Below are 25790 nucleotides of genomic sequence, written 5' to 3' on the forward strand. Positions count from 1 at the left end.
CGATGTCTGAGGCCCGGATTTTTGTCTCATCTTCGCTTCCTTCGATAGAGCTACGATGAGCCGAAAATCCTCTCTTCTCAATTAAGCCAGTTCTGTCTCATGGGCGCTGATGTCGGACACGCTAGACTATATTCGCAACCAGCTCGCAGGCCTCGGGTTCCAAGCGATGGGAGCCGATCCTGCCGTGGGTGCGCGAACTGCCTCTGGCACAGCTCACGGCTCGGACGGTTTGTCACGAGAAGGTTCCTCGGCGGCAAATGTCATGACGGCAACGGACAGCGCCGATGTCCTGAACGGCCATGCCGGCAACGACACGCTCATCGGCGGCGATGGTCGCGATGTCTATGTCTTCAAGGCAGGCGACGGTGACGACGTGATCGTCGACGCTTCGATCGAAGGCAATATCGTCCGCTTCCTTGGAGGCATCGATCCGCAGTCGATAGCAAAGACCCTCGTCGCTGGTGCCGAAGGGACGCAGGACCTGCTCGTCTCTTATGGAGACGGAGACACGATACGGATCATCGGCTGGTCGGCATTGACGGCGGAACAACAGGGCCTTTGGCAATTCGAGGGTGTCGACGCAAATCTATCGTCACCGAATTCCGCTGATACTCCGGACATTTCGGTCCTGCCCGAAACGCAAGGCGGAAGCGCGCTGACGCTGATTGCTGGCACGGATGGCGACGACATCTTGAACGGCATCGATATCTCCGAACGTTTTGACGGCAAGGCCGGCGATGACGTCATCCACGCTGGTGGCGGCGATGACAGGCTTGAGGGCGGTGCAGGAAACGATGTCCTGGATGCCGGCGCTGGCAATGATATCGTCAATGGCGGCGACGGCGACGATAGGCTCGATGGCAGCGAGGGCAACGATACGCTGAACGGCGGGGCCGGTGTGGACACGGTCCGCGCGGGTCATGGAAACGACCGTATCACCGACGGCGATGGCAGTGATCGATACCTGTTTGCCCGTGGTGACGGGGCCGACACGATCTATGATTCCAACAGGTCCGGAGCCGACACGCTTGAATTCACCGATGCTCGCCTGACCGACGTGCAGATTGTCCGCGACAACCAGTATGATTTTGTCCTGAAGATCGTCGGAACCGAGGATCAGGTCCGCCTGAGCAACGACGTTTTTTCCGAGGTAGCAGATACCGACCTTATCCGCTTTTCGGACGGCGTCCAGCTGACCATCAGTGAGCTTGCGCGTCTTTATTTCGAACAGGCGGCAACCTCCGGCGCAGACCATATATTTGGCTTTAACGGTGACGATCAGGTCCATGGGGCCGACCGCATCGCGGGGGGCACCGGTGACGACATCCTCGAAGGCGGCGATGGGGCGGATACGTATGTTTGGAACCGTGGCGACGGCAACGATCTGATCATCGAGTCATGGTCTAACGGGGACGTTGACCAGCTATCACTCGGCGCCGGTATCTCGCTTTCGGATGTGACTTTCTCAAGAAGCGTGGAGACGAATGGCAGTAACGGTGTCGACCTCATCATTACCGTCGGTGGACAAAATGGTGGATCAATCCGGCTGCAATCCTATTTCATGGCGCACGGTATCGACAAGATCGCCTTTGCAGACGGCACTGTCTTAACGCGTACCGATATCGATGTTCGCTATCTCAGTCCTCAGATCTCCTCGGGTGCCGACACTGTCTTTGGAACCGCCGGTAGCAATGTCATTGACGGTGGGGCCGGCAATGACCGGCTGCAAGGATCGGACGGTGTCGATCATGATTTTGACATCTATCGATTTGGGACGAATTTCGGGCAGGACATCGTCTTCGACAATGGTCCGATTTCCGGCGATTCCGGGCCTTTCTCGCCTTTCGGCTATACAGGCGAGGATCGCATCCAATTCACCAGTTTCGGACTTTCAGATTTCACGATCACGTGGTCCGGCCCCGACAATGGAAATCTCGTCCTGTCTCTCGTCGGCTCCAGCGACAAGGTAACGGTCGAGCAGGCGAAACTCTTTGCCGGTCTTATCGAACAATATGTCTTCTCAGACGGTGTCGTTCACGATTGGAGCGTGATCCACACAATTGCGGATATCACCACGGCCGCCACCAATGTCATCGAAGGGAGCGAGGCCGGGCAGATCCTGTCTGGAACTCTCGGAAACGACCGAATTCTCTCCAAAGGTGGCGCCGACAATGTGAGCGCCGGCGATGGAGACGACCTGATCAATGCGGGATCGGGAGACGACGTCGTTGATGGCGGTGCAGGCAAGGATGCCCTGATTGGTGGCGACGGCTCGGACACTCTAAAAGCTGGTGATGGCGACGATCTCGTTTTGGGTGGCGCGGGCGGTGACACGATCAATGGCGACGCCGGCATCGACTTCCTGCAGGGTGATGCCGGAGACGATACAATCGATGGCGGCGCGGGCGATGATACGGTCGTGGGTGGATCCGGCAACGACAGTCTGTCCGGTGGCACCGGCACCGATACGCTGACGGGCGGTGCCGGCAACGATCGCTACACGTTCAACCGCGGTGACGGTGTGGACACGATCGATGCCCATACTGATCGCGGCGTCGGCGAGATCGAAACCGTTATGCTCGGTGGAGGCATAACAGCCGACGAGGTCCGTTTCTCGTTCCAGGGTCTCGATTTGATCATAGGCTTCCAGAATACGGCGAGCGACCGCGTCATCGTCAGCGATTTTCTGGCCTCGGGTTCGGTCAATTCCGTCGTCGTCGGGTCGACAAGCTTCTCGCTTGCCGACATTCTCAAGGCTGTCACCGGTGCGACGAACGGCTCTGATAATCTCGGAGCGACCGTGGAGACCGCCGATGGGCTCTATGTGATCTATGGTGGACAGGGCGACGACGTCCTGACCGGCAGTCTTGATCGGGACCTCTTCGTTTATTCGAAGGGCGACGGCGCGGACACCATCAACGACTGGGCGGGGCCGGTGTTTCAGCTCGTTGCCAGACCTGACGAGCTCGTTTTTGGAGAAGGTATTCATCTCGAAGACCTCGTGCTCTCTCGCAGCGGCGCCAACAGCGAAGACCTCTCGATCACCTTCGGAAGCGGCAATGATCGGATCAATCTGACCAAGCAGTTTTCCAGCGACCCGACCGGCGGCGTTGAAGGCATGCGCTTCGAAGACGGAACCTTGCTTTCGAAAAAGCAAATTTCAGACCTCTATTTGGCAAAGCTCGCGACAGGGGGCGATGATGTCATTTCCGGCTTTGGCGGCGACGACGACTTGCGCGGCGGCGCGGGTAACGACCAGCTGCGCGGCGGCGGCGGTAACGATCGCTATCTGATTGAAGCAGGCAGCGGCCACGACATCATCGATGACAGCACCGGGTCCAGCGACAGACTGGAATTCGCCGCGGGAATATCGGCAAGTGCAGTCACGGTCACAAGAGTGGGCAATGATGCCGTCCTGCGACTGTCTGGAACCGACAGCGTCACGTTGAAAAACATGTTTGCGACCGGTTCTGCGGCGATCGAGACGATCGCCTTTGCGGACGGAACGACGTGGAACAGCAATACGCTGCTGCAGCAAATTGCTTCCAACGCGGTGACGGGCGGCGCCGACACCATACTCGGATCGGCCATAACCGATAGCCTTCGCGGCGGCACTGGGAATGACCGTCTCGACGGTGGCGAGGGCGGAGACATCTATCAGTTCGACCACGGTGACGGTGCCGATGTGCTTGCCGATAGCGGGCTGACGGGCAACGACGTCCTCTCTTTGGGATCGACGATTTCGTCCGCCGACGTCAGCGTGTCTTATAGTCCCTCGGCTCCAAATGACATCATTGTTCATCTGGGAGGCGGCGACACAATTGTACTCCAGAACCAACTGTCTGGCTCTGGAGCAATCGAGCAGGTGCGCTTTGCCTCTGGCGAAATCTGGTCGGCTGCCGAACTCATCCAGAAGGCGCTGGCTGCAGCCCAGACTGCCGGCAATGATACGCTCGTCGGTTCGACGCTATCCGACCGGATTGTTGGCGGTCACGGCAACGATCTCATCGACGGCGGAAACGGAGCCGACACTTATGTCTTCAATCGCGGGGACGGCTCAGATACGATCCGAGACGGCGGCGATGCCATCGGCATGGATCGGATCGAGCTCGGTTCCGGAATCGTCGCGACCGACCTCGACCTCTCACATGGGTTGAGCAATCCGAACGATCTGGTGATCACAATCCGTGGCAGCGGCGATACGATCATCGTTGAAAATCACTTTGCGGCAGGCGGCGGGAAGATCGGCGCCATCCAGTTTGCCGATGGTTCACGCTGGAACGCGACCGACATCAGCAGTCTTGCCGGCAATACCGTACCGACGGTTGTCGGAACTGTATCGCAGCAGAACGATGTTCAAGGCAGCCCATTCTCCTTCGTTTTGCCGGCCGGACTGTTCGCAGATACGGACTTGGGAGATACGCTGCAATTCGCAGCGACACTGACGGATGGCTCGCCTTTGCCAACTTGGCTGACATTTGATGGGACGGCGTTTTCCGGCAGCCCCGCAAATGGCGACGTTGGTCAGATCGCTATCCGCCTGACTGCCATCGATGCGGCTGGCGATCGCGTCAGCCAAAACTTCAATATCGTCATCGCAAATGTCAACGACGCGCCGGTCGCGGTTGCCCCGCCGACCAATCAGTCCGTGGCAGTCGGAGCGCATTTGCAGTTCCAGCTGCCCGCGGGCCTATTTATCGATCCCGACAACCAGATTATGGGTGCGCCAGGTCAGAATCTGACACTTTCGGCAACACTCTCGGACGGCACCGCGCTCCCCTCCTGGCTTTCGTTCAACCCGACGACGGGAACGTTCAGCGGCACGCCAGCGGCAGCCAATGCCGGTGTGCTCGACATCATCATCAGTGCCTCCGATGGTATTGCGGTCGGCACGACCCGTCTTGGCATCTCCGTTGGCGGTGGAAACAGTGCGCCGACGGTCGCCAATGCGATTGGTACCTTGAGCGCATCCGAAGATTCGCCCTTCAGCTTCACCATCCCGAGCAACGTCTTTGCCGATGCGACGCCAGGGGACCATCTTCGCTACTCAGCGACGCTGTCGGATGGAAGTCCTCTGCCCTCCTGGCTGTCTTTAAATGCAGTCACGGGCACGTTCTTTGGGCTGCCGGAAAATGGCGACGTCGGAACGCTGAGCCTCAAGGTGACCGCGACCGATATTGCCGGGGCTAGCGTCAGTACCCTTGTGTCACTGAACGTGCTCAACAGCAATGATGCTCCGGTCGCTTCGGGTTCGTTGGAGAGCTGGTTCACGTCCGAAGATACAGCGTTTTCATATACAGTTCCGACCTCGGCATTTTCCGATGCTGACGCTGCGGACCACCTCGTCTATTCGGCCGCGCTTGTCGGTGGAGATGCCTTGCCGGCATGGCTGCATTTCGATCCCGTGACCGGTCATTTTTCCGGCACCCCAGACGATGGCGACGTCGGGATGCTCCCGATCGTCGTCAAGGCAACCGATCAGGCAGGCGCATCGGCTGAGCTGACGATGTACCTCATCGTCAACGGCAGGAACGACGCGCCCTATGTCGCTCATCAGATAGCGTCGATCACGGTCGATCGGGATGCGCCATCAGCATTCACGATGACGATCCCGGCCGACAGTTTCGCAGACGCCGACAGCCTCGGTCTCAACTTGAGTCTACGGCTTGCCAATGGCGATCCGCTGCCCGAGTGGATGACTTTCGACCCCCTGACACGAACCCTTTCAGGCGATCCTCCCTTCTACTCGGTCGACAACGAAGAAGGCCGCCGCCTCTATCAGATCGAGGTCACTGCATCCGACGCCGATGGCGCCACGGCATCGCAAATTCTCGATCTCTTCGTACAAAGCCCCTATCCCGGGGTGACGGTCACCGGTACGGCCGGCGATGACACCTTGTCCGGCACCATTGGCCCGGACATATTTTCGGGCGGCGCCGGCAACGACGAAATGCTCGGCGGCGCGGGTTCCGATACCTATCTGTTCGGTCGCGGTGACGGCCAGGATACCGTTCTCAAATATGATCCAGACGGTGATTACACCGTCAACGATGTCGTCAGATTCGCGGCCGGTATCGCGCCGTCGGACATCATCGTGACCAGGAACGGCTATATTTCCTACGAGACGAACGATTCCACGGTCATCGACAGCTATTTCATGACCGATCTCGTGCTGACGATCAGAGGTACTTCCGACAGCATCACCATCAAAGAACAGTTCCGAAACAGTGGCGACGACTTCGACGCGCCTGGCCCCTATTCCGTCAAGGAGGTGCAGTTTGCCAATGGCACGGTGTGGAGCGCAGCGGATCTGGCCACGCTCTTTTCGACGCCGACATCGGGCAACGATTTCATTCAGGGTGACTTCAAAGCAAATATTCTGAGTGGCGGTGCAGGCAATGACCGGCTGGTCGGCCTTGGCGGCAACGACGTACTCGACGGTGGAACCGGCAACGACGATCTTTATGGCGGAAGCGGGGACGATACCTATCTCTTCAATCTGGGTTCGGGCACGGACCGCGTGATCGATACACATGACGGATTGAGAGAATTCACCTTCGATACCCTCAGGTTCGGAGCTGGAATAACGCTCGCAAACCTCGTGTTCACACGGGATACCAACGATCCCTACAATATTTTTGCTGCCCGTGATGCCGGTAGCCTTCTGATCCAGATCGCCGGGACAAACGACAAGGTGAAGATCTATGATCAGTATGCCTTTGAAAACGGTCTTTCCGGTGGTGTCGAGCGTTTCGAATTTGCAGATGGAACCGTCCTCACTCTTACGGAGCTCGATGAGATAATCAATCCCGGAGCTGTTTTACAGGGGACCAATGGCGCCGATGTCCTGACTGGCACGACCGCAAATGAACGCATCATCGGTGGCAAGGGCGCGGACCGCCTGCTGGGCGGCAACGGCGACGATACCTATGTCTGGAATTCCGGCGACGGCAACGACATCATCGCGGAGTCCGACATTCCAAGCTTTGATGTCCTGGAATTCGGGCAAGGTATTCGCTTCGAGGACGTACGCCTGTCGCGGACTCCTTATGAGGTGTCGGGCGGAACGTTCTTCGACCTCTATATCGACGTGCTTTCGACGGGAGAACGGATCACCATCGACAATGGGGTGATCCTCGACGTGTCCGATACCGGCGATTTTGAGCGGCCGATCGATGCGATCCGGTTTGCAGATGGGCGGGAATGGACATTCGAACAGATCGTCCAGTTCTTCCTTCAAGGGACGCCAGGCGACGACCAGCTCACCGGTTATGACCCACGCAGTGATGTGCTTGACGGCGGTGCCGGCAACGATGTGCTGCGCGGACAGGGCGGGAGTGACGCCTATGTCTTCGGTTATGGCTATGGCAACGATACCGTCTACGATGCCGTCGGCAGCTTCTATATCTTCTACCCCGAGGATGCCGAAGATCTCGTTCGTTTCCTTCCCGGCGTCGACCAGAGCAACATCGAATTTTCGACGGTCCGCACGACAAACAGCGATGGTGAACTCGAGACCTTTATCGTTTTCGGCCTCGCCGGCTCGAATGACGAATTGCGCATCTACGACGGCGGCGCGTCGATCTACCGCTACTTTTTCCAGCAGACGCAGACCTTCTGGACAGCGGCACAGATGCGCGATGCCTATCTTTCCCAGGTACTGACGGCAGGCAATGATCTGGTGTTGGGCTTTGGCGATGGTCGGCGCATCGACGCCGGCGCAGGAAACGACACGCTGATCGGCAAGGACGGCGACTTCCTGATCGGAGGAGCCGGCAATGACACCTATGAACAGGGCCTCTACGCGGGGCAGGTTATCGTCTGGGATGCCGGTACCGCTGCCGATCACGACATCCTGAAGCTCTCCGGCATCATCGACCCGCTGACCTACGACCCGAGCGAGGGGGCGTTTCAAAAGGCGTTAAACGGTCGTGACCTCTATGTCTGGGGTTACAGTGTTTTTGATGCCCCAGACGTTATCCTTCGAGACTTTTTCGTCGGCAGCGCCTCGACGATCGACGAGATTATTTTTGAGGATGGGACACACTGGAACAGGGCGCAGATCATCGCCCACACGATCGACCGGGAGGCGGCGACACCGCTTATCGGGACGACGGCATCGGAAACATTGACTGGCAACGACGAAATTTCCAATGCGTTCGAGGGCAAGGCGGGAGACGACACGTTGGTGGGCGGCGTCTACAAACAGGACGTCTATCTTTGGAGGCTTGGGGACGGCAACGACACAATTGTTGACGAAGAAAACTACTTCCCGTCGAACCTGTTGAAACTGCTGGATGTCGCCTCCTCTGGCGTTGCAATCACGCGGGTCGGAAACGACCTGAAGATCCGTATCGTTGCGAGCGGTGAAGTCATCACGATCGATGAACATTTTGCGCTCACGACCCGGGAGGGAAAAGGCGGTATCGGTGAATTGCAGTTCTCCGATGGCGTCTTGTGGCGCCGCGAGGACATCGATGCGCGGGCGATCTTCGAGGGTACGGTCGGCAACGACGTCATCACAGGCACGACCGGCGCCGACACAATGAAGGGTCTGGCCGGCGACGACACCTATGTCGTCAACGCCATCGACGATATCATTATCGAAGCCGCCAACGGCGGTGCGGATACCGTTCAGTCGTCCTTGAACTATAAGCTCGGAGACAATCTTGAGAACCTGACGCTGACCGGCTCGGCGTCGCTGTCTGGAACCGGCAACGCGGATGCAAACATTCTTGTCGGTAACAGTGGTTCAAATACGCTCACCGGGCTTTCCGGCAACGACACGCTCAATGGCGCAAGCGGCGCCGACACACTCATTGGCGGGCTCGGCGACGATATCTATGTCGTCGACACAAGCTCCGATCTGGTCGTCGAAAACCAGGGCGAAGGCAACGATTCCGTTCAGACCGTCGTCAGCCTCACACTTGCCGCCAATGTCGAGAACCTGTCGTTGACCGGCAGTTCGGCGATCAACGGAACCGGCAACGGCCAGGCGAACAACATCGTCGGCAATGGCGCCAACAATGTCCTGGCAGGCCTCGGCGGCGCCGACAGTCTCGATGGTGGCGCTGGCAGCGACACGGCAAGCTATGCGGCATCCGCAGCAGCCGTAACGATCAGCCTGGCGACGGCGACGGCTGATGGCGGTGACGCCACTGGCGACATCTTGCTGAACATCGAAAATATCCTCGGATCGGGCTTCGACGATACGATCGAAGGCAATGCCGGAACCAATAACCTGAACGGTGGAGCAGGGATCGACACGCTCTCCTATTCTCATGCAGCCGCAGGCATATCCATCAATATCGGCTCGACGGCTGCGCAAGCAACCGGAGGCGCAGGTACCGATACCGTCAGTGCATTTGAGAATATCATCGGCTCGGCCTTCACCGATACTCTGACCGGATCGACGGGCGTCAATGTTCTGACCGGCGGTTTTGGTGCCGACACGCTTCTCGGAAAGGCAGGCAGTGACCTCTACATCTACCGCGCCGGCGACGGAGACGATACGATCAACGACGATTCCGGTTCGACCGCAGAGATCGACACGCTCGATCTATCCTTTGTCGCGAGCTCCGATACGCTCCTGACACGCGTTGGACAGGATCTCAAAATCCGGATTAATACAACCGGCGAGACGATTACGGTTCGCAACCAGTTCTTGTCAACAACCGCAAACTGGGGGATCGAAAGCCTCCGCTTCTCGGATACGACCTGGGATCTGTCGACGATCAACACCAATGCCTGGTATCGCGGAACAGGCTCGACAGAAACCATCACCGGATCGGACACAACAGCCGACACGATCGACCCTGGTGCCGGAAACGACACACTGGTCGGAGGCTTCGGCAACGACGTCTATATCTACGCGTCCGGCTACGGGAACGACACCGTCAACGAAAAGACAACGGGCTCCGACATCGATACGCTGAAGCTTGTCGGTCTCACTCAAGCCGATATCCGCTTCGAACGACCGTTCAACGATCAGACGGACGTCGTTATCAGGATCCTCTCCAGCGGCGAGACCTTGACCCTCGATACGCAATTCGATCTCGAGGGCGGCGTCGAGCGGATTGTTTTCGCCGACGGCAGTGTCCTTGGCGCGGCCGACTGGAGCCTCGATGCGCTTTTGAGCAGCCTGGCTGCGATCTACGGCACCAGCGGCAACGATCAGATCACCGGCAGTGCCGGCAACGATATGATCAGGGGGCTTGCCGGCGACGATACGATCAGTGGCGGGACGGGTGCAGACATTCTTGAGGGAGGTCAGGGCAACGACACCTATACGCTCGACAATGTCGGCGATACGGTCGTCGAACTCAGCGGCGAAGGCACTGATCTCGTGCGCTCGTCTACCGACCACACGCTTGAGGCCAATGTAGAAAACCTTACGCTGACCGGCTCGGCTGCGATCAACGGCGCCGGGAACATCCTCGCCAACCAGCTCATCGGCAATACAGGCAACAATATCCTCGAAGGTGGTGCGGGAGCCGACGCCATCGATGGTGGCAGCGGCACTGACACGGCAAGCTATTCCACATCCGCAAGCGGCGTGACCGTCAACCTGACGACCGCGACGGCGACCGGCGGTGATGCGGCAGGTGACGTGCTAACCAATATCGAGAATCTGACCGGCTCCGGCTTCGATGACAGCCTCACCGGAAATACCGCAGCCAATGTCCTGTTCGGCGGCGCGGGCAACGACTTGCTCTCCGGGGGAACTGGCAACGACACGCTCGATGGCGGAACGGGTTCCGATATCATGACGGGGGGTACGGGCAACGACATCTACGTGATTGACGAAGCATCAGATTCGATCGTCGAGAACGCCAACGACGGCACTGACACGGTTCAGTCATCCATCGACTACACGCTTTCAGCCAACCTCGAAAATCTGACGCTTCTCGGTGCGGCAAGCGTGAACGGCGCCGGCAACGCCGGGGCGAACATTCTGATCGGGAATGAGGCGGGCAACCAGCTTTCGGGCAATGACGGTAATGACACACTGTCTGGCAATGCCGGAAATGACAGCCTGTCCGGCGGAGCCGGCAACGACGCTCACGACGGCGGCCTCGGCGCCGATCTCATGAACGGCGGTCTCGGCAACGACACCTATATCGTCGACGACATTGGTGACGCGGTGGTCGAAGCCCCGAACGAAGGCACAGATAGCGTCACGGCATCGATCACGTATGCGCTTGCCGCCAATGTCGAAAATCTGACGCTCAGTGGAGCGTCAGCGATCGACGGCACGGGCAATGCACTTGCCAACGCAATCACCGGCAATACTGGCAGCAATCATCTATCGGGTGGAGATGGAAACGACACGTTGGCAGGTGCTGCCGGTGACGATGTGATCGATGGCGGCAACGGCAACGACACGATCGATGGCGGCACCGGTGTCGACGCAATGAGCGGCGGGGCAGGAGACGACACCTACACGATCGACAATCTGGGCGATAGCGTCGTCGAACTCGCCGGGGAAGGCACGGATACAGCAAGATCGTCGGTTAGCATCCTGCTCGCCGCCAATGTCGAAAACCTGACCTTGACGGGGTCATCGGCGATCAACGGAACCGGCAATGCGGGCGCAAATGTCATCACTGGCAACAGCGGCAATAACATCATCGCTGGACTTGCCGGTGCAGATAGGCTCGACGGCGCCGGCGGCAACGATACCGTTTCCTATGAGACGTCGAGCGCTGCGGTCTCGATCAACCTCGCAACGTCGTCTGCAAGTGGTGGCGACGCCACCGGCGATGTCCTTTTGAACTTCGAAAACATCACAGGCTCTCAGTTCGACGACACGCTGACCGGCAATAGCACCGTAAACATCCTGACCGGTTCGGGTGGCAACGACATGCTTTCAGCCGGCACAGGCAGCGACACTTACGTTTACCTGCGAGGCGACGGAAACGACACGATCGCCGAAAATGCCGATGCCAACGGCCTGCTCGATCAGATCATCCTTTCCAACATCAATGCGACCGCGATCAAACTCCATCAGGACGGTAACGACCTGCGCATCGTCATCGCTGAAAGCGCGTCTGGTGCCGGCGACGCCGGTTCGATCCTTGTCAAGGAGACGATTGACGGAACAAATGGTGCCGGCATCGAGAAAATCGCTTTCGCCGATGGAACAGTCTGGCTGAAGGCGGACATCCTTTCCAACATCAGCCAGGTACCACAGGGACCTGAACCAACCGTGTCTGGTACCTCTGGAGACGATACACTCAGCGGGACGGCAGGCGCGGATATCTTCGAGGGCGGCGCTGGAAACGACACGCTCTATGGAAGCGAGGGCAGCGATACCTATCTCTACGCTCTTGGCGACGGCACCGACTATATCGACGATGAGGCGAACCAGTCGGAAGAGGTCGATCTTCTGTTGTTCACCGACCTTTCGAGCGATGATGTCAGCGTCACGCGCGATGGCGTCAATCTCAAGCTTACCATGCTTGCAACGGGCGACACGATTTCGATCGACGAGCAGTTCTGGTCCCCCTACGATTTCTGGGGTTTCGAGCGCATCGAATTCGCCGACGGCGTCGCCTGGGATCGTGACACGCTGATGGGCTTCGTGACGACTGTGACCTTCACGGCCGGAACCAGTGGAGACGACAGACTAGTTGGCGCCTGGAACGACGAGACGTTCCAGGGTGGCCTTGGGAATGACACGCTTCTCGGAAGCCTGGGCGCGGATGTCTATGTCTATGCCGCGGGAGATGGAACGGATTATATCGATGACGAGGCCAATGAAGCGGCCATTGTGGACATCGTTCGCTTCACCGATCTCAACGCATCCGATATCAGTGCAAGCCGTGAGGGCATTCATCTTAAACTGACTGTGATCTCCACCGGCGATACGATCACGATCGACGAGCAATATTATACTCAAACTGATTTCTGGGGTGTTGAGAGGATCGAGTTCGCGGACGGCAGTTCGTGGAATCGATCGACCATCATGGCAATCGGTGGCTCAGTTGACGAAGCGACAATCGTCGGTACCACCGGTGACGACACCTTGAGCGGAACCTGGGAAAACGATGTCTTCAGGGGAGGCTTGGGTAATGACATTCTCGACGGTAGCGCCGGCAGCGACACCTATCTCTATGCCTCCGGTGACGGCTCCGATGTGATCAGCGACGAGGTCGGTTTCACCGATAATTTCGACGTCCTGCGGTTCTCCGATCTCAATGCTTCCGATTTGTCGATAAGCCGGGATCTAGACCGATTGCTCCTGACGGTCGTCGCGACGGGCGACGTCATCACAGTTGAGATGCAGCTCCATACGGATCCCGGATATTGGGGTCTTGAGAGCATCGAGTTTGCCGATGGCAGCTCATGGGATCGCGATACGATCATCACCAAGGGACTTGCTTCCGGCGAGGCCATCACCGTCAACGGCACCGACGGCGACGATGTCCTGGATGGCACCTGGACCGACGACATCTATCATGGCGGTCTCGGTGATGATGTCTTGATCGGCAGTTCCGGCAGCGACATTTATCTCTATGCTGCCGGCGACGGGAACGACACTGTCCGCGACGAGCAAGGTTACTTCGACAATTTCGATATCCTGCGGTTCAGCGATCTGACGGCCTTCGATATCGTCGTCACGCGTTTCGGTGACGCGATCAGGCTCACGGTCACCGCAACAGGCGATGTCATCACGGTAACGCAGCAACTGCGGACAGATGAAGGCTATTGGGGGCTCGAGAAGGTAGAATTTGCCGGTGGCGCATCGTGGGACCGGGATACGTTCATTGCACGCGGTCTTTCGGCTCCAGAAGAGGTAACCGTTGCGGGTACGGCCGGAGATGACACGCTCAATGGCACCTTTACGCATGACCTGTTCCACGGTGGTCTTGGCAATGACATTCTCTTCGGGGGCGAGGGCAGCGACACCTATCTCTACGCGCTCGGTGACGGCACCGACTATCTGGATGACGAAGCCAATCAGTCGACACAGTTGGACATCCTGCGGTTTTCAGACATCAACCAGTCCGACGTAAGCGCAGAGCGTAGTGGTGTTAATCTCGTGCTGACCGTTCTTGCGACCGGCGATACGATCACGATCGACGAGCAATATTATTCAGACGAGCAATATTGGGGCTTCGAGAAAATCGAGTTTGCAGATGGCAGTTCATGGGATCGCGACGATCTCATGAGTATCGGTGCGCAAGCACGAGTAGCAATGTCAGTTCAAGACGATGCCTTCATCTTCGAGCCGAACTTTGTTCACGACACCATCGTCGACTTCCAGGGCGGTTCTGAAGCGGGGGAGATAGTCGGCCTCGAAACAGACCTGTTCGCCGACTTCGCTTCCGCCCTGGAAGCTGCAACACAGGTTGGAGCCGATACGGTGATGACCCTTGACGTCAACAACACGATCATTTTGAAGAATGTCGCGCTGACAAGTCTCCACCACGACGATTTCCGCTTCACGGCCGCCGCATGATGAAAAGGCATTCTTCGTGAACAATGCATCGGAACAACCGTCACAAGTCTTTCTTGTGGCGGTCCTCTCCTCGCTTAAAAGAGCCTTTCTTGGGGTTGGCATCACCAGCTGCGTGATCAATATCCTGGCACTGACCGGTTCGTTTTTCATGCTGCAGGTTTATGATAGGGTCATCCCCGGACATAGCCTGCCGACCTTGATTGGCCTTGGGATCATCGCAGCGACACTATTCGTGTTCCAGGGTCTGCTGGAGTTGATCCGGACGATGCTCCTAGTCCGTGTGGGTACGGCTGTCGACGAGCGCTTCGGCGACCGGGTCTATCGCTCGCTGATCCTGTTGCCGTCACGCATGCAGATGCCGGGGGACGGATTGCAATGCGTGCGCGATCTCGACACGGTTCGCGGATTTTTATCGGGGCAGGGGCCGACCGCGCTATTCGACATGCCCTGGATGCCATTTTATCTCGGCCTCTGCTTCCTCTTCCATTTCTGGATTGGGATGACGGCACTTGCCGGTGCGCTGATGCTGATTGGACTAACCATTCTTACCGAATTTCGCTCACGGGAACCGGCCCGGGAAGCAGCCAAGCTCGCGGCCGAACGGATCACCCTCGCAGAGGCGACGAAGCGCAATTCCGAAGCGGTGCTTGCTATGGGTTTTGGTCATTTCATCGGTGGGCGATGGGCCGACCTCAACCGGCGTTACCTAGCAAACCATGTAGCGTCCAGTACTATGACCGGCGGATTGGCGACGACCTCGAAGATCGTGCGCATGATGCTGCAGTCGGGCGTCCTTGCCGTCGGCGCCTTCCTGGTGATCCGGCAGGAGGCCACCGGCGGCATCATGATCGCCAGCTCCATCCTGGTGAGTCGCGCGCTTGCCCCCGTCGAACTCGCCATCGGTCAATGGAAAGGGTTTGCCGCTGCACGGCAAAGCTGGGCACGTCTCACAAAGCTGATGACGCTGATGTCATCGCAGGAGCGTACGGTCGCCCTGCCGCCGCCGCGTGAAAGCCTGATAGTTGAAAACCTGCTGGTCGCAGCCCCCGGCGAACGAAACCCGATCCTCAAGGGCGTCTCGTTCAAGGTGGCGGCGGGCGAAGCTGTGGGGGTGATCGGACCGAGTGCATCGGGAAAATCGACGCTTGCACGCGCCGTGACCGGTCTCTGGCTACCTTCTGGCGGCTCCGTTCGGCTTGACCAGGCCTTGCTTGCTCAGTGGGAGCCGTACCAGCTCGGCCGCAATCTTGGTTACCTGCCTCAAGATGTGTCACTGTTTGATGGTTCGATTGCGCAAAACATTGCTCGCTTCAATCCGGATGCAGATTCTCAATCGATCGTCGCGGCCGCAAAGGCAGCTGGCGTCTATGATCTGATCGTTCAGTTTCCGGATGGTTTTGATACAAAGGTCGGAGAGAACGGATCTGTTCTCTCGGCCGGCCAGCGGCAGCGCATAGCGCTAGCGCGCGCTCTTTATGGAGATCCGTTCCTCGTGGTGCTCGACGAGCCAAATTCCAATCTCGACGCGGATGGAGAGGCGGCATTGACCCAGGCAATCTCCGGCGTTCGCGCAAGGGGAGGGATTGCAATCGTGATCGCACATCGTCCAAGCGCGCTGGTTGCGGTCGACAAAGTTCTCGTCATGGGCAATGGCCAAATGCAGGCTTTCGGTCCTAAGAACGAAGTATTGAGCAGAACGACCGCTCGGCCGACGAAGGCGCCAACCCAGCCAATGCAACTCCTGTTCGGCGGCGAGGAGACGGTTCGTGAGCGACGTTAGAGCGCCAACGGCGGAGCGCGCTATCCGCAGGCTGACAGCCGCAGCCCTCAGTATCGTCGTGTTGCTTGGTGGTGTGATGGGTGGTCTTGCCGCCACCACGCACCTGTCCGGCGCCGTCATTGCGTCGGGAACGGTCGTGGTCGACAGTTACGTCAAACCAGTACAACATCAAAAGGGCGGAACAGTCGGTCAGATCTTTGCCAGGAACGGCGATATTGTCGACGCGGGTCAGATTCTCATCCAGCTCGACGATACTCAGACACGGGCCAACCTTGCCATCGTCAGAAAACGACTTAACGAGCTTGCGGCCAGAACCGCAAGGCTTGAGGCAGAGCGCGACGATAAAGAAGAGATTGTCTTTTCGCAAGATTTACGCGCTAAGGTAACCGATCCAGACATCGCCCGTTCTATCGAAGGCGAAAAGCGATTATTTTTGGACCGCCGATCATCGCGCACGATCCGCAAGGCGCAGTTGCGAGAGCGCATCGCCCAGCTGAAGCAGGAAAGCGGCGGGCTGATCGCCCAAGAAACCGGAACGCGCCAGGAAATCGCTCTGATCGAAAAGGAGCTCTCGACCACGCAACGCCTGTTCGATCATGGGCTCGTCCCAGCAAATAGGGTCTACGCGCTGCAGCGGGAAATAGCCAGCCTCACCGGCAAGCTCGGAAGCCTCATCGCAAACGAGGCGCAAACCAAGGGCAAGATTACAGAAACTGAGCTTCAGATCATCCAGATTGACGAGGATCAGCGTACTGAGGGCTCGGACCAGCTACGGCAAGCCGAAGGCGAGATCGGCGAATTTGCCGAGCGCCTCGTCGCTGCAGAAGATGACCTGCTGCGGATCGATATCCGCGCGCCGCAGGGTGGTATTGTACATCAGCTTGCTGTGCATGCCCCAGGCGCTGTCATCGCGCCCGGCGAAGCGATCATGCAGATTGTTCCGGATCGTGACGCCCTTGTAGTTGAGGTCAGGCTTATGCCGACGGATATCGACCAGGTGAGCGTCGGTCAGGCCGTGCATTTGAAGTTCTCCGCCTTCAGCCAGCCAAATACGCCAGAACTAAACGCGGTTATCACCAGTGTGGCAGCAGACCTCACCTCCGACCAACGCTCGGGTTTGAGCTATTACGTCGTGCGCGCGAAAGTTTCCGACGGAGAATGGCAGAGACTAGGTCATGTGACGGTCGTCCCCGGCATGCCGGTCGAGGCGTTCATTCAAACGGGGGAACGTACTGCGCTCGCCTATTTGACAAAACCGTTCATGGATCAGGTCGCGCGCGCCTTCAAAGAAGATTGATTACCACTCTTTACAGCGTCGTGTTCGGGAGGCGGTCTATCTGGTAATCGTTTCCTGAACGGACGCTCGCCATCGGTTCGTTGGTTCCACCCCCTTCAAGGCGATGGCTCGGCTGCCGACCCGGCGGCGTAGATACTTCGTGAACTCGTTTCATCAATTATGGGGTCGTTTGCGGAACCGCACCATCTCGATCGAAGCGCCGCGACAGCATGACTTTCTTGCCGGCGACATCGATCAGTTCGTGGAGCGGCGTGGCGATGCCGGCTTGGCCCGCCAGTCGCAGGGCGATCTCCTCCCATGTCTCCATGCTGTAGTCGTCGGTCTCCTTGGGGAACTTGGCGATGGAGAGATGACCGTGCGGGTCCACGACCGAGGCCTTGGGCCGCGCTCCGCCAAGTGACGAGCCGGGCGCGAAGATGAGCTGGAGGTCTTCGTCGGTTTCCTCATCGCGCAGAATGCGTTCGGTGATCTGAAGCAGTCGGCCGAGTTCGATCAGGGCGGGCACGCCGGCGCGGATCGGCGCTTGGAATTGTTCTTCGCCGACCCAACGGAAGCGAAGCGCGCCAAGTCGGGTCTCGTCGGCAACGCCGAGCAGATAGTCGCTTTCGGCCAGACTGCGCACGGCGCGGCCATCGCGCTCGGCGCTGCGCCGCTCCGAGCGTTGCATGAGGCGGCGTCCCCAGGTGTCGGGAGCGGAATCGCCGATAGAGCCGAAGGTCGCCAGACCAGCGGGTGGCACGAATGCCCCGCGCGTCATGGCCAGAGCCGGCTCAAGCGAGAAGCGATCCGGGTCCTCAAGCCAGCCGCGATCATATTCGAACATGATGGTCTCGGCGCCACGGACGCGATTGCCCCGCGCCAACCCGATTGGGCGCGTGTGGCCATGAAGGTCGAGATGAACCTCGAAATCAGCCATCGCGCGACGCTCCGGTCGGCCGCTTCGGGTGGGCGTGCTTCGGCAAATCAGCGCTGGCCAATGCCTGGCCGACGCTGTCGTTGCCGATATCGGCGATCTGGCTCAATCCTTCGAGGAGACCCAGTGCCTGAAGGACGCCGGCATAGATACCGATGCTGACATTGGTATCGCCCGCCTCGATCTTTTGGAGCGTCGAACGCGACGTGAAGGCTCGCTCGGCCACGACTGACATCGGCAACCGACGACGGCGACGGGCATCGTGGATGTCCGCGCCAAGCTTGCGCAGCGCGCGCCTCACCGCGGCGGGCGGATTATGGGGTGTCGGCATTTGTCACCTTCGCACTACAGATCGGAGGAATGTGTAGCACGAAGGTTACAATTTTTCTATAGAGAACTGAACCGATCGGTTCGTCGCTCGATTGGAAAACGATGCCTATGACGGTATATCTGCGGACAGCCGGGGTAGCGCCGGGTGTCCTGCTCGTTGGGGGAACCGACGATGATGGCGCGCAAGCCGTTCTTGTAGGAGATCGAGAATGCGCCCTCTGGCATGTCAGGGCGAGAGAAAAGCCGCCCCTTAAACAGTCCCAGAGCTCAGAACGGCCGCGATCAAGCCGCGCGTGATCCATTTTCGCATGGGTTCCCCGACATCCATGCCAGCAATCGTGTTCGGTGCTGGCATGACAAGCCACAACGCCTGCGCAGTCCGGAGCCCGGCAAGCGAGCTTTGACAACCGGATGAAACTAGCCTCTTCGAATGCTGTTACATGCCACCAGCATCTTCTCATCTGCTAGATCGCGCTTACCGCTTCCCCATTGCCGCACGGTTTGCAGCCAAAAGCCGTGCGTGTCGGCCAACTTGTTAGTGGGCACCAGGATGAATGGAGCCATCTTATCTGGGCTGGAGGTCTCCGCAAAATCTTTCGCGTCCTGCAAGGTGGGTAGTTCCAGCGCCACTCCTTCGAGCCCATCGGGCCCGAGCAAATGATACGTCCTCAGGTCGTCATGGAACTGTACAAGCTTGAACTTGATCGGGATCGCCCACATGCTGATACACACATCCGCAGAATTGCACGCTTCCAAGACGTTACAGGACCACGGCGGCGGACCTGGTGGCCCTATGGCAACGGCCGGAGAAGCGGCGAGAAGAAATACAAGCGGTGGTAAAAATCGCATCGTTCGGGCCTCGACAATCACGGTTGGCGAGATGTCATAACGCGCCTTCGCAACTAGGGGTAGCCGCCAATCGGATCAAAATCGAACATGGGACTGCCATTTCGCAGCTTCGATACGATCGCTTTGAAAGTTGGCTGAAAACTCTGGCGCGTGGCCCAGAAAAACTTGCCCCCGCCGTTTGCCAAGCAGGGACGAGCGGCAATCTTTTCAGAGCGGTGGTCTTTGTCATTGAAGACGCGGATCCTCGCACGGTGTACCGGTCTTGCGGAAACCGGACACACGATTGTTGGTGACCTCCAATGCGCTATGCGTGAACGGACTGGCCCAGCATCTACGACACCGTCTTTAACGATCCTTGCACCAAAGCTAGCCGACGACGCTGGTATTCGGATCGATCTGACGAGGACCGGCGGCCAAAAGTGAAAATGAAGATTGGACGCTTTCTGCATTAAAAATGGACGGCGCACCACTTTAAATTGGACGCTCATTCGATTAAGAATGGCCGCATGAACGAACACTCAAACTCGAAGTTCTTTGTCAACCGTAAAGCGCTGCCTCTCGTAGAGGCAGCGCTAGCCGATACCCGTGTAGTTTTGATATCCGGACCTCGGCAGGCAGGGAAGACCACGCTCGCGCGCATGTTCTCAGGTAGCGATCGACCATACATCACATTGGATGATGCGGGTACGCTGAACTCCGCGAAAGCCGACCCCACAGGGTTTATACGAGGGATCAAGCGAGCGGTTATCGACGAGGTCCAGCGAGCCCCTGATCTGATGCTTGCAATCAAGGTAAGCGTGGATGACCATCAGGAGCCGGGACGGTTTCTGCTAACGGGCTCCGCGAACCTCGCGACTATACCGGCTATTGCTGACTCTCTGGCCGGTCGAATGGCAGTCATTCCACTTCTTCCCTTTGCGCAGGCCGAAATCCGATCAAGTCCTGGCCTCATGCTCGATCGATTGTTTGCGGGGGAAGAACCAGCCATTGAGGGTGAGGTTGTTCTGGGCAAGGAAATGATGAGCATGGTTCTGGCGGGCGGCTATCCTGAAGCCTTGAGGCGAACCACAGCAGCCCGGCGAGTCTCGTGGCTCGAAGACTATGTCAGTCTTATCCTAGATCGCGACGTGCGCGACATTGCCAACATCGATCAACTCGATCGTTTACCACGCCTCCTGAACATCCTCGCCGAACATGCCGGGCAACTGATCAACAATAGCAGCTTCGGTTCGGCGCTGGGATTGTCCGGGGTCACCGCTCAGAAATACATAGCCATCCTGGAGCGGCTGTTCCTTATCAAAACCCTGGCGCCATGGTCGAACAATCGGCTCAGCCGGCTTGTCAAAACACCAAAGCTCCATTTCATCGACACAGGACTTTTGGCGGCTTTGCGCGAGGACGAAATGGCCAGGCTGTTGGATGACAAGACACGTTTTGGCGCGCTGCTAGAGAGCTTCGTCGTATCCGAACTGATGAAGCTTGCGTCATGGTCCGAGAAACGCGTCTCGTTTTCACACTATAGAACGAAGGATCTGGATGAGGTCGATGTCGTGATTGAAGATCGGCGTGGGCGGATCATCGGTATTGAAGTGAAAGCGTCTGCGACCGTCAAAGCCGATGATTTTCGCGGGTTACGTCAGCTGCAGGCAGCGGTCGGCGACCGTTTCGTACGTGGTCTCGTCCTGCATGATCATGACCGCATCACGCCGTTTGCCGAACGCCTGCAGGCGGCGCCGCTCTCAATCTTGTGGTCGATGTGAAGAGTAGGTTGGTGCAGCGATCACAGCGCAAACGGACTACCGTCTTTGATGCCGACGTTATGCAGTAGCCGTCTTGTTATTCATGGAGCGATGGGGAACAGAGAAGGGCCATTTATCCCTAGACAAGGGCGTCGTCCAGACCACCGACAAGCACCTCACGACTTTACCAATTGTGACTGGCAAAGACTGAAGGGGCTGGCTAGGCCAGCTAAACACCCCTCAGAACTGCAGTGGTCAACTCAGACCCCAATCGCTAGAAAGCGCTGTGGTCACAGAGCAGATTTGTCCGCGTCGCCCGCGCGTAGATTTGCAGATTTCCGGCCACTGTTTGAAGCCGAGTTTCAGACTGGGCGTATTGCATCCTTTGCACTGGGAGGTGCCGTGACCATGGGAGTGAATGAGGATGGTAGTGTGGAACTCAAACCTCTCGTCGGATTGCTGGCGGGCGTGCCTGAACAATCGATCGAACAGCTGACGGTTGAGGCAATCAAGACCCATCGCAGTCTGGTCGAGAAAGCGGAGAACCTGTTCCAGGCCCTTCCACCCGATGTCTGGACAGGCAAGGTTGCCGGCGGCGCCGAACACCTTGCCTATCTCAACGCGACGATCGAAATGCACGCCCAGATGTCCGTTTTGTCGACCCTGATCGCTATCCTGGGTCGGACACCAAACATCTGACCGCAATCCGTCAAACAAGATTGAGGCGGACTGCAAGACCAATCAATTGGTTGTTGTTGCAGAGATCGTAGCGGTGCCGGACGCCAGCGAGCGTGATGCGGACAGTGTTGTATTTGACGCCCTCGATGACTGCCACGTCCTCCATCGATTTGCCAAGGGCGATCCAACGCACAAAGGTTGCCTCCTTTGGGCTGAGATACACTGACTCCTGAACGGTCGGCTTGACCTGCAAATGCTCCACCAGAGAATGGAGCTGTCCTATTGCGGACGCAGCCGCGATAGCATCAATGTGCCTGTCCGGCGTCAAGACAGGCTTTGAGGATGCCAGGGTCAGCATCGAAACGGCACCGTTCGGAGTGGCGATCGGAATGGTTACGCCCGAGCGAATATTGTGGCCTGACGCATCTGCAAAGAAACGACGCTCGGCCACCGACAGCGATGCCCTCTCGCTCTCACCGGACCACGTGAATGCGCGGCGCAGTGTCTGTGCCTGTCGGATCACCGGATCGACCTGCTTGAGGTCTTCCTTTTGGTATCGCTTGCGCCATTCCTCGGCATAGTCAGAAATTGCGTATGATTGTCCCGGGCGAAGGCTGACAAAGGCATAACCTGAGAAATCGTACCGGCCGGCGATATCGGCGAGCGCTGTTTTCAGGCCCGCTTCATCGCGTATGATTGCCGTCATATCCACAATGCGTTCAATACATCGATCCATTGTCCGCCTCCCATCCCAATGCCGGCATCACACCTATGGCCGACTGGTGGTCCAGCTGGCGGGTAGCCAACTGAGCAGCGGATTTGGGAGACGGGATATCGAGGCTGCGGATCCTTAATAGAGGACCTCTTCCATTGCGCATGGCTGGGGGAGGTGTGGGGTGCGCTTGATCCATTCTTGTTCGCATTCGTCGCTATAGGAGTTGGATTTATTCGAGCGCCCGCGGCTTTAACTGCCAACATCAACGGCACCCGAACCCGATGTCCGCCAGCAAAAATCCAGACCTGCAATTTGTTCTTTTTGGGAAAACTGTTCCCCGAAATTCGATATAAGCCTCTGACGAACAACGCAGAGTGACAAAGTACAAGGTCCCCCGGGACTATAGGGAAATGCCGAACCAACCTGTCGATAGAGCCAGGCCGTTTGCACTACGGCGCGCGCCCACCGATGCCAGTGAGGTCGATGCGGATCTCGGCGTCTTTCGGCTCGGATGGTGGAACTTCCAACAGGGCCTCTCCGCTCGCTTCTTGCCCTTGCTCGGCCGGCTCCGGCTTTGCGACTGCAACCGGCAACACTGCGGACTGTATTGGATCATCCGCCTGAAACACCGAGACACCTTCAAACTCACCGGTTTTCCAGGCGTAGACAGCATCATCGAAGATCTGCGGCAACGCCTCATCGCTCTTCGGATTTCCATACCATTTGGTGACGATCCGCATGATCCTGGCGAATATGGCAGTGCCCTGGCGGAGGTTCTCGCAAGGATCGAGGAGACTGTCGTCGATATCGGCAATCTGTCTTATCCCGATCCCCGCCGGCACCTGCGTGATCCCGACACGGACAACGGCTTGGCCGGAATATTGGCGAATGGTCGTCATGGCGTTCTCCACGGATCGTGGCTCGGGGACAAGGACGCTCCTGCCACCAATCTTGACAGTCACAGCCAGCGGATCGGTCGAGCCGGCCTGTTCGATGAACTGTTCCACGATCGCGGGCTTCAACGCGGGATCGCTACAGGACTGGATGAGGGCGAGATCCATGCGGACGGCTCCAGGTCTTAACGGTTGAATGAAATGGTGACCGGGACCGCGAACAGCCGAGACCAGGCTTCTGCACTTGATCGCTGGATCGCAACGATGTTGGTTCCCTCGGTCCACCATCCATTGCCGATGAGGACAATCCGATCGGGTGAATGGAGCATGGACTGGAGGAGAGGCCAAACGAGCAACTGCTCGTAGCAGATCAACGGTGCGATCCGGCTCCCAGCAATCTCGACGACCGGAGTGCCAAACATGACTGCTCGGGCTCCATCTTGCTGACCTGCCCAATTGGCCCAGGGCCGCCACATCGACACTGGCACCGGCATGCGCTCCCGGTAAATGATCCGGGCGTCCGTAGCCGACACTGAAACCATAACATTGTCGTAGCCATCGGCGTTGACGATGGCGGCGCCGGCAATGACAGTTGTGTCCAAACCGCGGAGTTGTTCCCTCCACAAACGCTCGACAGTGGGCGTCCACAAACCTAGAGCACTCTCGGGCAGGACAACGACCCGGTAGCCAGGTTCTCTGACTGAGTTGACGCGCGTGAACAGATCACGATGCCACTGAAGGCTCCCGTTGCGGCCAAGGGCTTTTCCCAGCTTCAGGTCGACACCAAGCCACTCATGACCTAGATTTGCCGTTTTCCCGCACGCGGCGGACCAGATCCACAAGCTCGCAAAAGCGACGATGGCAGCCGGCCGATATCGCGTTGCCATCAACGCAAGGCCGGCTGCCATTGCAGTGAGCCCGATCCAACCCAAGCCGGGGAACAGGATGCCTGCTGCGGTGATGGGATGCGCCCAACCGAGGATGCCGATTGGTGGTAAAGCTGTAATCAGCATGGCAAGCACGTATCTGGCTCCCGACGCCCATCCAGTCCCTGACGACCAAAGGAGCGCATGGACCAGGACAAAGGCGCTGGAAGCGATCAGCCACAAAGCGAGACCCAGCCAGAGGTCGGCCCGAAAATAGGTGGCGACACCCTGCGGCAGCCCATGGGATGCCGCGAGGAAATAGCCTGCAGAAACCATGGCGGCCGTCAGTCGGTTCGGTGCAAGAGACCAGAATGCGGGAAAGGCGACAGCCAGTGGCAGGGCCAAGGTGATCCCACTCCAAGCCATCATGCCGCATGCCACGGAAGAGCTGACGAGCGCGAGGGAAGACAGGGTATCACGGCGCATGGGTGTACACCGGTTGGGCCAGTCCAAGAATGCCTTCAATCGGGACGGGACCGAGATAGCGAGAGTCCCAGGATGCCGGAAAGGGTGAATGGAGAAACACCTCTCCAGGTGGAATGACACCGCCTCTAAAGGCTGCAAGACGTCGGCCCTTGCCGTCCCGATCGACAACAGCGGAGCCCGCTATCGGCGCGCCGTCGACTTGAACACGCGTGGTCACTTCGACTTTTTGCCCTGGCGTTGCGATCACCGTCTTGATCATAGGGCCAAACCCACCCTTGCAAAGCCCCGTGCGAAGATAGCCCCTTGCCCTTGCCTCTCGAGCCTGCCCGGCATCCGGGGGGCAAGCAAACACCAGGTCGCCCACTTGCGGTGGCCTCTGCAGCACCACGATCCGCCAGAGCCCGATGGGTTCACTTGGTGTCGTGTTGATCCGCAAACCGCCGATATAGCCAGCAGCAAACAGGGTCATCGGGACGGCAACTGCCGAGGCGAGAAGACGCACTGCGTGGCGCCTCTGGCGAGCAAGTCTCAAGTGCGTGTCCGCCTGCGCCATCATTTCAGGGACAAGCCTTTTGACTGTGTCTGGCGCAGCGCCTCGGCCTGTTTGAGCGCCACGGTGGTGCGCTCATAAGCTGCCAGCTTCTGGGCGGCTCGCAGTAAGTCCCAGGCGGATCGAAGCTCGGTCTTTTGGGCAGGCGACATACCGGTGGAGAGTGCCTCGAACGCCTTCCCATCGGCATCTCTCGCCGTGATCGGCAGAAAGCTTCGTTCGCCGAAGCG

At 58.3% G+C, this 25790-nt stretch carries 11 protein-coding genes and 2 pseudogenes; 5 read left to right on the forward strand and 8 right to left on the reverse strand.

The window, feature by feature from the left end; genetic code table 11:
- Nucleotides 1–109 precede the first annotated feature (109 nt).
- Genes ACSV9I_RS21960 through ACSV9I_RS21970 form a run of 3 tightly spaced genes read left to right on the forward strand, consistent with a single transcriptional unit; the run spans nucleotide 110 to nucleotide 17541 of the window.
- Nucleotides 110–14464 carry a calcium-binding protein gene (locus ACSV9I_RS21960; RefSeq protein ID WP_438330837.1) on the forward strand — a complete coding sequence of 4785 codons (14355 nt, stop codon included), beginning with the start codon at nucleotides 110–112 and terminating at the stop codon, nucleotides 14462–14464.
- Between the two features lie 16 nt (nucleotides 14465–14480).
- Nucleotides 14481–16244: a type I secretion system permease/ATPase gene (locus tag ACSV9I_RS21965; RefSeq protein ID WP_438330838.1), complete on the forward strand. Its 1764-nt coding sequence runs from the start codon at nucleotides 14481–14483 to the stop codon at nucleotides 16242–16244.
- Nucleotides 16231–17541, forward strand: coding sequence for an HlyD family type I secretion periplasmic adaptor subunit (locus tag ACSV9I_RS21970; RefSeq protein ID WP_438330839.1), 1311 nt, complete (start codon nucleotides 16231–16233; stop codon nucleotides 17539–17541). Before ACSV9I_RS21965 ends, ACSV9I_RS21970 begins: the two co-directional genes overlap by 14 nt.
- A gap of 175 nt (nucleotides 17542–17716) precedes the next feature.
- Here the strand turns inward: ACSV9I_RS21970 and ACSV9I_RS21975 are convergent.
- The 3 genes and pseudogenes from ACSV9I_RS21975 to ACSV9I_RS21985 form a co-directional block, all read right to left on the reverse strand.
- Nucleotides 17717–18457: pseudogene (locus tag ACSV9I_RS21975) on the reverse strand (type II toxin-antitoxin system HipA family toxin); the annotation flags it as partial.
- Nucleotides 18450–18785, reverse strand: coding sequence for a helix-turn-helix domain-containing protein (locus ACSV9I_RS21980; protein ID WP_008827759.1), 336 nt, complete (start codon nucleotides 18783–18785; stop codon nucleotides 18450–18452). The gene ACSV9I_RS21980 and the pseudogene ACSV9I_RS21975, both read right to left, overlap by 8 nt.
- 416 nt (nucleotides 18786–19201) lie before the next feature.
- The gene (locus tag ACSV9I_RS21985) at nucleotides 19202–19504 is read right to left on the reverse strand and encodes a hypothetical protein (RefSeq protein ID WP_438330840.1); all 303 of its coding nucleotides are present in this window, start codon (nucleotides 19502–19504) and stop codon (nucleotides 19202–19204) included.
- A gap of 635 nt (nucleotides 19505–20139) precedes the next feature.
- Between ACSV9I_RS21985 and ACSV9I_RS21990 the strand changes: the two genes are divergently transcribed.
- Both ACSV9I_RS21990 and ACSV9I_RS21995 read left to right on the forward strand, forming a co-directional pair.
- Nucleotides 20140–21393: an ATP-binding protein gene (locus tag ACSV9I_RS21990; protein WP_438330841.1), complete on the forward strand. Its 1254-nt coding sequence runs from the start codon at nucleotides 20140–20142 to the stop codon at nucleotides 21391–21393.
- 387 nt (nucleotides 21394–21780) lie between these two features.
- Nucleotides 21781–22071, forward strand: coding sequence for a transcriptional repressor TraM (locus ACSV9I_RS21995; protein ID WP_438330845.1), 291 nt, complete (start codon nucleotides 21781–21783; stop codon nucleotides 22069–22071).
- Nucleotides 22072–22081: 10 nt separating this feature from the next.
- Here the strand turns inward: ACSV9I_RS21995 and traR are convergent, their stop codons facing one another.
- From traR to ACSV9I_RS22020, 5 genes and pseudogenes are all read right to left on the reverse strand, one after another.
- Complete coding sequence (gene traR, locus ACSV9I_RS22000; protein WP_438330842.1) at nucleotides 22082–22786, reverse strand: autoinducer-binding transcriptional regulator TraR; 705 nt, start codon at nucleotides 22784–22786, stop codon at nucleotides 22082–22084.
- A gap of 428 nt (nucleotides 22787–23214) precedes the next feature.
- Nucleotides 23215–23826 carry a TraH family protein gene (locus ACSV9I_RS22005; RefSeq protein WP_438330843.1) on the reverse strand — a complete coding sequence of 204 codons (612 nt, stop codon included), beginning with the start codon at nucleotides 23824–23826 and terminating at the stop codon, nucleotides 23215–23217.
- Between the two features lie 17 nt (nucleotides 23827–23843).
- Nucleotides 23844–25010 carry a conjugal transfer protein TraB gene (locus ACSV9I_RS22010; protein ID WP_438330846.1) on the reverse strand — a complete coding sequence of 389 codons (1167 nt, stop codon included), beginning with the start codon at nucleotides 25008–25010 and terminating at the stop codon, nucleotides 23844–23846.
- A complete protein-coding gene (traF, locus tag ACSV9I_RS22015) occupies nucleotides 25000–25566 on the reverse strand; it encodes a conjugative transfer signal peptidase TraF (protein ID WP_438330844.1) in 567 nt (188 codons plus the stop codon). Before traF ends, ACSV9I_RS22010 begins: the two co-directional genes overlap by 11 nt.
- Nucleotides 25563–25790 (reverse strand): annotated as a pseudogene (locus tag ACSV9I_RS22020) (BID domain-containing protein); the annotation flags it as partial. The gene traF and the pseudogene ACSV9I_RS22020, both read right to left, overlap by 4 nt.

Source organism: Rhizobium sp. G187, from assembly GCF_051549525.1.
Taxonomy (GTDB): domain Bacteria; phylum Pseudomonadota; class Alphaproteobacteria; order Rhizobiales; family Rhizobiaceae; genus Allorhizobium.